The sequence below is a fragment of the Microvirga sp. P5_D2 genome, from assembly GCF_054049475.1.
The window spans coordinates 1-6,717 of the sequence record NZ_JBFUMH010000221.1; the positions used below are offsets into that span (position 1 = coordinate 1).

Annotated in this window: 8 protein-coding genes and 1 pseudogene; 5 read left to right on the top strand and 4 right to left on the bottom strand. The window is 60.7% G+C overall.

Features of this window, described 5'->3' with window-relative positions:
• Together ACXJKO_RS28635 and ACXJKO_RS28640 are read right to left on the bottom strand one after the other, a co-directional pair.
• Window positions 1-202 (bottom strand): annotated as a pseudogene (locus ACXJKO_RS28635) (AAA family ATPase); the annotation flags it as partial.
• The gene (locus ACXJKO_RS28640; protein WP_457094432.1) at window positions 202-498 is read right to left on the bottom strand and encodes a hypothetical protein; all 297 of its coding nucleotides are present in this window, start codon (window positions 496-498) and stop codon (window positions 202-204) included. The gene ACXJKO_RS28640 and the pseudogene ACXJKO_RS28635, both read right to left, overlap by 1 nt.
• Window positions 499-781: 283 nt before the next feature.
• On the opposite strand from ACXJKO_RS28640, the gene ACXJKO_RS28645 reads away from it, so the two are divergent.
• The 4 genes from ACXJKO_RS28645 to ACXJKO_RS28660 all read left to right on the top strand — a co-directional run bounded on the left by ACXJKO_RS28645 (window position 782) and on the right by ACXJKO_RS28660 (window position 2,893).
• Window positions 782-1,393, top strand: coding sequence for a hypothetical protein (locus tag ACXJKO_RS28645; RefSeq protein WP_457094433.1), 612 nt, complete (start codon window positions 782-784; stop codon window positions 1,391-1,393).
• A 32-nt stretch (window positions 1,394-1,425) separates the two neighbouring features.
• On the top strand, window positions 1,426-1,830 hold the full coding sequence (locus tag ACXJKO_RS28650) for a hypothetical protein (RefSeq protein WP_457094434.1): 405 nt from the start codon (window positions 1,426-1,428) through the stop codon (window positions 1,828-1,830).
• A 33-nt stretch (window positions 1,831-1,863) separates the two neighbouring features.
• Window positions 1,864-2,139, top strand: coding sequence for a hypothetical protein (locus ACXJKO_RS28655; RefSeq protein WP_457094435.1), 276 nt, complete (start codon window positions 1,864-1,866; stop codon window positions 2,137-2,139).
• Window positions 2,140-2,383: 244 nt separating this feature from the next.
• Window positions 2,384-2,893: a single-stranded DNA-binding protein gene (locus ACXJKO_RS28660; RefSeq protein ID WP_457094436.1), complete on the top strand. Its 510-nt coding sequence runs from the start codon at window positions 2,384-2,386 to the stop codon at window positions 2,891-2,893.
• 62 nt (window positions 2,894-2,955) lie between these two features.
• On the opposite strand, the gene ACXJKO_RS28665 is transcribed toward ACXJKO_RS28660, so the two are convergent.
• Window positions 2,956-3,873, bottom strand: coding sequence for a hypothetical protein (locus ACXJKO_RS28665; protein ID WP_457094437.1), 918 nt, complete (start codon window positions 3,871-3,873; stop codon window positions 2,956-2,958).
• A 491-nt stretch (window positions 3,874-4,364) separates the two neighbouring features.
• Here ACXJKO_RS28665 and ACXJKO_RS28670 point away from each other — a divergent pair, with 491 nt between their 5' ends.
• Entirely contained in the window at window positions 4,365-4,757 is a 393-nt protein-coding gene (locus ACXJKO_RS28670; protein ID WP_457094438.1) for a hypothetical protein, read from the top strand.
• Window positions 4,758-4,846: 89 nt separating this feature from the next.
• On the opposite strand, the gene ACXJKO_RS28675 is transcribed toward ACXJKO_RS28670, so the two are convergent.
• A complete protein-coding gene (locus tag ACXJKO_RS28675) occupies window positions 4,847-5,983 on the bottom strand; it encodes a DUF3616 domain-containing protein (RefSeq protein ID WP_457094439.1) in 1,137 nt (378 codons plus the stop codon).
• Window positions 5,984-6,717: the final 734 nt, after the last annotated feature.

The following is a 6,717-nucleotide window of genomic DNA, read 5'->3' on the forward strand; positions in this document are numbered from 1 at the left end:
CGGCCAGGTTGCGCCGGCTTGCGCTGCCATGCACGGCCTCAATGAAGGCTTCCACCTCGTCCTTGACGGCAAGACGCCCCTTCGCAAGCTCGACCTCGCGCCGCAGTTCCTCCACACGCATGCCCATGGCATCGCGGCGCCCCTCGAGACGTGCGAGGGTAGCCTCGGTTCGCGCGACCTGATGATCGATGGGTTGATCCATCAGCGCTCGTCTCCAAGCTGCTGCAGACGCGCTTCCACATCGCGCAAGGCCGTGCCGAATTCCTCGACCAGCTTGGCATTCTGCGCGAGCGCCGCCTCGATCAGGTTCTTGATCTCCACCTCATCGGACGTGCCGAGCTCGGCCTTAGCAAGCTCGCGCGCCTCATCGAGATCGCGGGTCAGCCGCTCGACCTCCCCTTCGGCGCGGATACGCTCAGCGCGCAGCTTGTCGAAGCTCTTGCGCAGGTCTTCGAGTCGCCTGAGGTTGTCTGATTCCAGGCGAGTTTGGCTCGTCATGAAGAATGGCTCCGCTGCAGATCAATGGCCAAGGTTCAGTTCTGAAGGGCGATATTTCGTCGCAACGACTTCGCCTTATTTCGATCGGGATCTCAGACGACACCTTCAAACCTGAAATCCAGACCTCCACATAGTGTCGGATACTCCAAGATTACAGTCTCACACAACGAACTTTGCTTGACACGCGACCGTCCAGCATTATGTTCTTGTTTTGTTCATCATACAAGCGTTGGTTCGTGGGTGAACGCAAGAGAGCCCTTAAGGCGACCCGGAGGAATGCTGGATGTTCGCGATGACGGAAGAGCGCCCGATCTTCGAAAACGAGGAATGGCTCGTGACGGAGGACGGGCTGGAGCACAAGAAAACCGGCTACTTCATCGACCGCGACAGCCTCGGCCAGCGGCGTGACGACGGCTTGTGGACTTGGCCTCTGCACATGGCCGAAAAAAGCTGGTGCGCGATGACGCCATTCGCCGAGGCGTTCTCCTGCGCAGCTTCCGTCTACGATGTCGAAACCGGTGCCGATCTCGCGCGCACTTTCAAGGTCGCGCGCTGCGAAGTTTCGCCCTGGCCTCACGTGAATAATGCTCGGCAGCAACAGGCTTCAAATCCTGTTCCATTGATGGCCAGCACCTTGCGAAACGGACCCGCAAATCCCATCTTTATAGAGTCGGGAAATGCCGAGAAGTCCTTTACTGACGAGGCTTTTCGAGGGGTCGGCGATCCTCGGCGCATCAGCAGCCAGAAAGGTGCGCGCCCCTTCTCGACGACGACACGTTTTCGCTCCGCACGTTTTGCCAAGGACAGCGTTCCTGCCTGGCAAACGCAGCRCCGAATCCGGAAAACAGGGACGAAGCTTGTCCGCTTCCTGCAGGCGGCGTGGAACATCCGTTGACTTGGAACATAGATTGAAGAGGAATGCCGAGCGTGAGGCTTGACGAGACATCCTGGAACTTCTGGAACACCTCCTCCGGCAGTGCTTCCGATCAGGATTTCGGTGCACCTGAAACGGCGGATGATTTCGCGCGAAGCGTGATCGCAACCATTTGCCACGCCAGCGTGACGCCGGGCGTCGGACGCCGCACGTTCGAGCGCTGCATGCGCTCCCTCATTCTCGGCTCGACGGCGCGCGTCGGCTTTCGCCATCCCGGCAAAGCTTCGGCGATCGACCTGGTCTGGCAGGAGCGCGAGCAGTTCTTCCACGATTACACGGCAAGCACAGACAAGCTTCGCTTTCTGTCGTCGCTGCCCGGAATCGGATCCGTGACGAAACACTCCTTGGCGCGCAGGCTCGGCCTCGAAGCGCCAGAGGGACGCAAGGCGGTTGCCTGAGACGTAAACAACAAGAAGAAGAGGTATCAATCCATGGCTAGAATGCGTGCAAGCGATGTCGGCTTCTGCGTTGTCGATGGCAATGCCGATGTGATCGCAGACAATCTCGTCCACCGAATCCGCGAAGCCGCCGTAGAGATGGAAAGCCAGGTCAACCGCCTCTATCGCGGTCGCCACGCTTATGATCTCAACACCGGCACGAAGGTCGATCTCGACAAGGCCATCGAGCAGCTGAACTACATGGCGCGCACCTTGCGCGAAGTGCAGGGCGAGCAATCCAAGGTCGTCTACCTGCAAGCGGCCGAATAACCCCTTCCGAGAGCGGCGCCCCAGGTGCCGCTCTATTGGCATGAGCCCACCCTTACCGCCGGCGCCAAACACGGCTCTATCGCACCTGAGCCCTATCCTTCCTCCACTCCTGCCGAACACTCCGACCATCGTCGCACTTGAAGTTTTGCAAGAACAAATGTAGAACAATAGGTGATGTCCGTATCAGGACAGGAGAGCACAACAGACCCGAACCCCGTTCGGGAGAGATGAATGGAGAGCTGTCATGGCGGGCAGTGTGAACAAGGTAATCCTGGTGGGCAATCTGGGGCGCGACCCGGAGGTGCGYCGCACCAACAACGGCGATCCCATCGTCAATCTGCGCATCGCCACGTCCGAGACCTGGAAGGACAAGGCCACCGGYGAGCGCAAGGAAAAGACCGAGTGGCACCAGGTGGTGATCTTCAACGAGAACCTCGGCCGCGTGGCCGAGCAGTATCTCAAGAAGGGCTCGAARGTGTAYATCGAGGGCCAGCTCCAGACCCGCAAATGGACGGACCAGCAGGGCGTGGAGAAGTACTCGACCGAGGTCGTGCTGCAGCGCTTCCGCGGCGACCTGACGATTCTCGATGGCCGCTCGGGCGGCGGCGCTTCGTCGGAATACGGCGAGGAGGAAGGCGGCGGGCAGATCAGCCGCGGCGGCGATTTCGGCCGCTCATCCCCCATGGAAAAACGGCCCGAACCGGTCGGTGCAGGATCCCGTCGCAGCGATTTCGACGACGACATCCCGTTCTAAAGCGCAAAGCTGCTCAGCAATTCAAATCCGGGCCAACAGCCCGGATTTTTCACGGCCTTCGATCATCGAATGCCGGCAGAATTCTTCTGGGTCATCTCGCGGGAACGCTGCGCGCGCTCGATCTCGCGCAGCTTGCGGGCTCGCTCCTGCAATTCCTCACGACTTGGCATCCACCAGCCTCGCACCCCACGCAGATTCAGGTCGTCGGCTTCGCGGCTGGGCCGCGTGCGATAGATCTCCTGCAGGCTCGGCATGCGCCAGCGCGCCCACACATAGCCGCCGGGCGTTCCAGCAGCATGCGGATAGAGAGCGCTGTCGAGGGTCTCATCGATGGGCGTAGGCTCGATATCCTCGAACAGCACCACGCCCCAGGCAAGGGTCGCAAGCGGCGTGTCGAGAGGAGGAAGGTCATCGCCAGGAACAGGGAAACGCCTGCGCCGTCTTTCCGCCTGCATCGGGTCTGGCGGCTCCGGCCCCAAGCGCTTGCGCTCCTCCCGCCGTTTCTTGCGCTCCTCGGGTTCGTTGCGCCGCGCGGCCTCCTCGATTGCCGGCCAAGCCTGCTGCAATGACTCATAGGAGCGGAAGGGCACGTGCCAGATCCTTTGGTCGGGATTCCAGCGCGCCCAGGGGATGGACCGCAGGGCATCGACAATGGTTTGCGAATAGGGCGTGCGGATTCTTAAGTCGTCGGCGATTGTGAGATACGGGCTTTCCAGCGGCTCGAAGAGATAGGCATCGCGGCCTTTCTCATCCGCGTGCCGGTCGAGCGTCTCAAGCTCCTGCGCCATCCACCTGTTAAGGCGCCTGACGGCTGTCGTGCCCGGCACGAACCACTCCTGCTCCACGCCACGCCAGCGCGCCCGTGGAAAGGCCTCACGGAACCGGCGCACGAGGTCGCGGTCATAGGGAAAGGCGGCAAACGCCCCTGCCCTCTCACCGTCCGAAGGCCTGACCTGAAAAGCGGACGCGACGATCTCCATGGATGATCCCTGAGCGCCAATGCGTGGCACCTTAAAGAAAGAACACCTCCATGGCCGAATTGGATCCTGAGCGAGTGTGTTCAGGTGTTTACGCCATTGCGCCAAGCATGACTTGCCTGGAGCTGTGACAACTTTTCCGCACATTCGATTGGAGAGCGTTCTCGATCACAGCGACCAAGCGATGGAGCTGAGCCGTGTGACCTGGCGCTTATCCTGGTATTGTGTTGGACCGGTCAGCAGGACGTTGAACAGCCAAAGGCCCTCCGCGGGTAGGGCTGGAAGGCTTTCCCAAGGTTCTCTTCGACAAAAATCCCTGACGCTTTTTGCGTACAGGGGCTTCTTAGTAGGTTTGGTTGCGGCGACCTGAAACCACCGACGGTTCAATGGTATGTCGAAGCGAATTCAATGAGATCGTCTGCAGCTCAGTCCTTCAGGTTGCGTAGCCTTAATGTCAAACTAGGCAGACAACCATGAGCGCGAGGAGGTCGGCGATGCCTCAGAACGAGACCGCCATGTATTCGCACCTGCGGACGCCACGGGCGGCTGCCGCTGCCGGGGTTGTCTTCTCCATTCTGCTGGTCATCATCTTCTGGGTCTTCCGGCGCGCGGTTCCAGCCGATCCATTGGACCCTGGCACCTGGCTCGCCAACAGCTCCAGATCTGTGACACTGACCCTCAATCTCATTCCCTTTGCGGGCATCGCCTTTCTCTGGTTCATCGGCGTATTGCGCGACCGCCTTGGACAAAGGGAGGATCGTTTCTTCGCGACCGTCTTTCTGGGAAGTGGCCTGTTGTTTCTGGCTACTCTGTTCTCGGCCGCAACGATTGTTGGCGCATTGCTGCTCATCGCCCCCTCAATCGATATGACCGGAACGGCCGCATGATGATGAATGCATCCGGTCAGCCGCGGCTTCGTCGCTGCTAAAGAATCGGGCCGAAGGCCATTCCTGCGTAACGCACTTCGGCCCCAATATCAGGTCGCTACTGCCTTCACCCCCTTGGCCCGTGACCCAGCCTTCGGCCGTCGCGGGCCAATCAAGTCGGCGCGCACCGTGAAGGTCTCCGGATCCGTCCGCTCCGGGGCCGGAGCGTCATAGATGACGAGTAGGCCCCCAGGGCCTGCCTCCGGCCAGAGCTCGATGCCCTCGGGGTGATCGGCGTGCAACCGGTAGGGCAACTCGGCGACCATCTCAATGCGGCCTATGTCGATGACGCCGGAACTATCATCGTGAAACGCGTCCCGCCAGCGCAGCAAGAACGCCGGTCCTTCCAGGGACATCGTGGGACCAACCAGCAAAAGCAGATCGTCACCGTCGAAGCGCATGTCGCGGATGCCGAGACCGCGCGTGTCGAGGAGGTGCTTGCGGTAGCGCCGTCCGCCGTCGACACGCCGGGCTTTGAGCCGGCCCGGTGCCTTCTCCGTCATCGTCAGGTCGAGCACGACAGCGTGGCCCCGCAGTACCGGGCCACGCAGGCCGAGCCAGATCCGATCCCCGCGCACGGCCAAGCCCTCGACATCGAACCCGTTCTCCTTGGCTGGGAGCGCGAGGAAGGGGTCGAGATGCGGATCATCGGCGACCCAGCGAATGAGGGCGCTGTTCCGCTTGCCGAACTTGGTCCAGGCAGCCTTGCGCTTGCCGGTCGCGGCAATCGGCCTGAACAAGCCGGGCGCCTCTTCCACGAGCGGGATCCGGCCCAGGAAGTGACGGTTCGGCTCGCGGTCGACCTGTTCCATGCGGCGCAGGGCATCATCGGCATCGCTCTCGTCGCGCTCGGGCTTGCTGCGTTTGAGCGCATGCGATCCGACGATCCAGAGAAAGCCGTCTGTTGCGCATAAGCCTTCGATGTCCATCTCACCGTCGGCGCCGGCTGGCAGATCGACGAGCCCGTCGAGGGTGAAATGCCGGTGCTCGCCAAAATGGCCATCCGTCATGCGCCGCAGCCGTTCGACGCTCGCCGTCTCGTCACAGGCGAGAAAGAGACTATCGCCGACCCGGGCGACCGCAGATAGATCCTTGTGGAGTGGATCTTTCAAGTGTTTCAGTGGCCGCCAGTCGGAGAAGACGAAATCGACCTGTCCGATGGGTTGCATATGGCTGTCGTTGGACATGGTCGCTCCCTCCAGTGGTAATGATGAGCCTAAACGGTCACACGGCCAGACGAGAAGCGACGAAAGACAATCAAAAGCGGCTCGGGCGCGAAGTGGCCGAACCATCAAATAACCTAGGCCAAAAACGCTTGCGGCCCAAGGGCAGGATCGAGCCCGACCGCTTTCCTCTGGAGCGTTGATTAGGCCCTGAATCTGCCATCTCCGCTGTTGCTGGCGTACGATCTACCAAGTTGGATTTGCTGACGAGCCATCGGTTCTCAGCAAATGAGATTGCAGGCTTTCTGACGGTTCACCGCCGCTCCAGTTGAAGACAACCGTGACCCGGCGTGAGCAGTGGGCGCACGGTGAAGGTGTCGGGTCGATGACATGCCGGAGGCCCAAACTGTCAAGGAATTGTCTCAGCCGATCAAGCACAGAGTGAGGAATTCTGCGCTCGCTATGGCTTCCCGGCAATTGCCTGGAGGAAGACGTGTGTCTGACGGTGCGCCACACAGAGGAGGATGTCGTCTAGCTTTGTCTCAACACCGTACCTGGAGAGAAGCTAAGGTGGGGAGAACAACATGCAGAGATCGCGAGAGAGACGATAATTGCCTGCAGCTTGATGGAATTGGCCTGAAGCCAAGGAGTCCGCAATGACGAAGAAGAGGTTCGGTTCAAGTCAGATCATTGCACTAGTGCTCGTGCCGACCATCACGGTGACGCCAGCGCTGGCCGCTCCCGGCATCACCACGGCC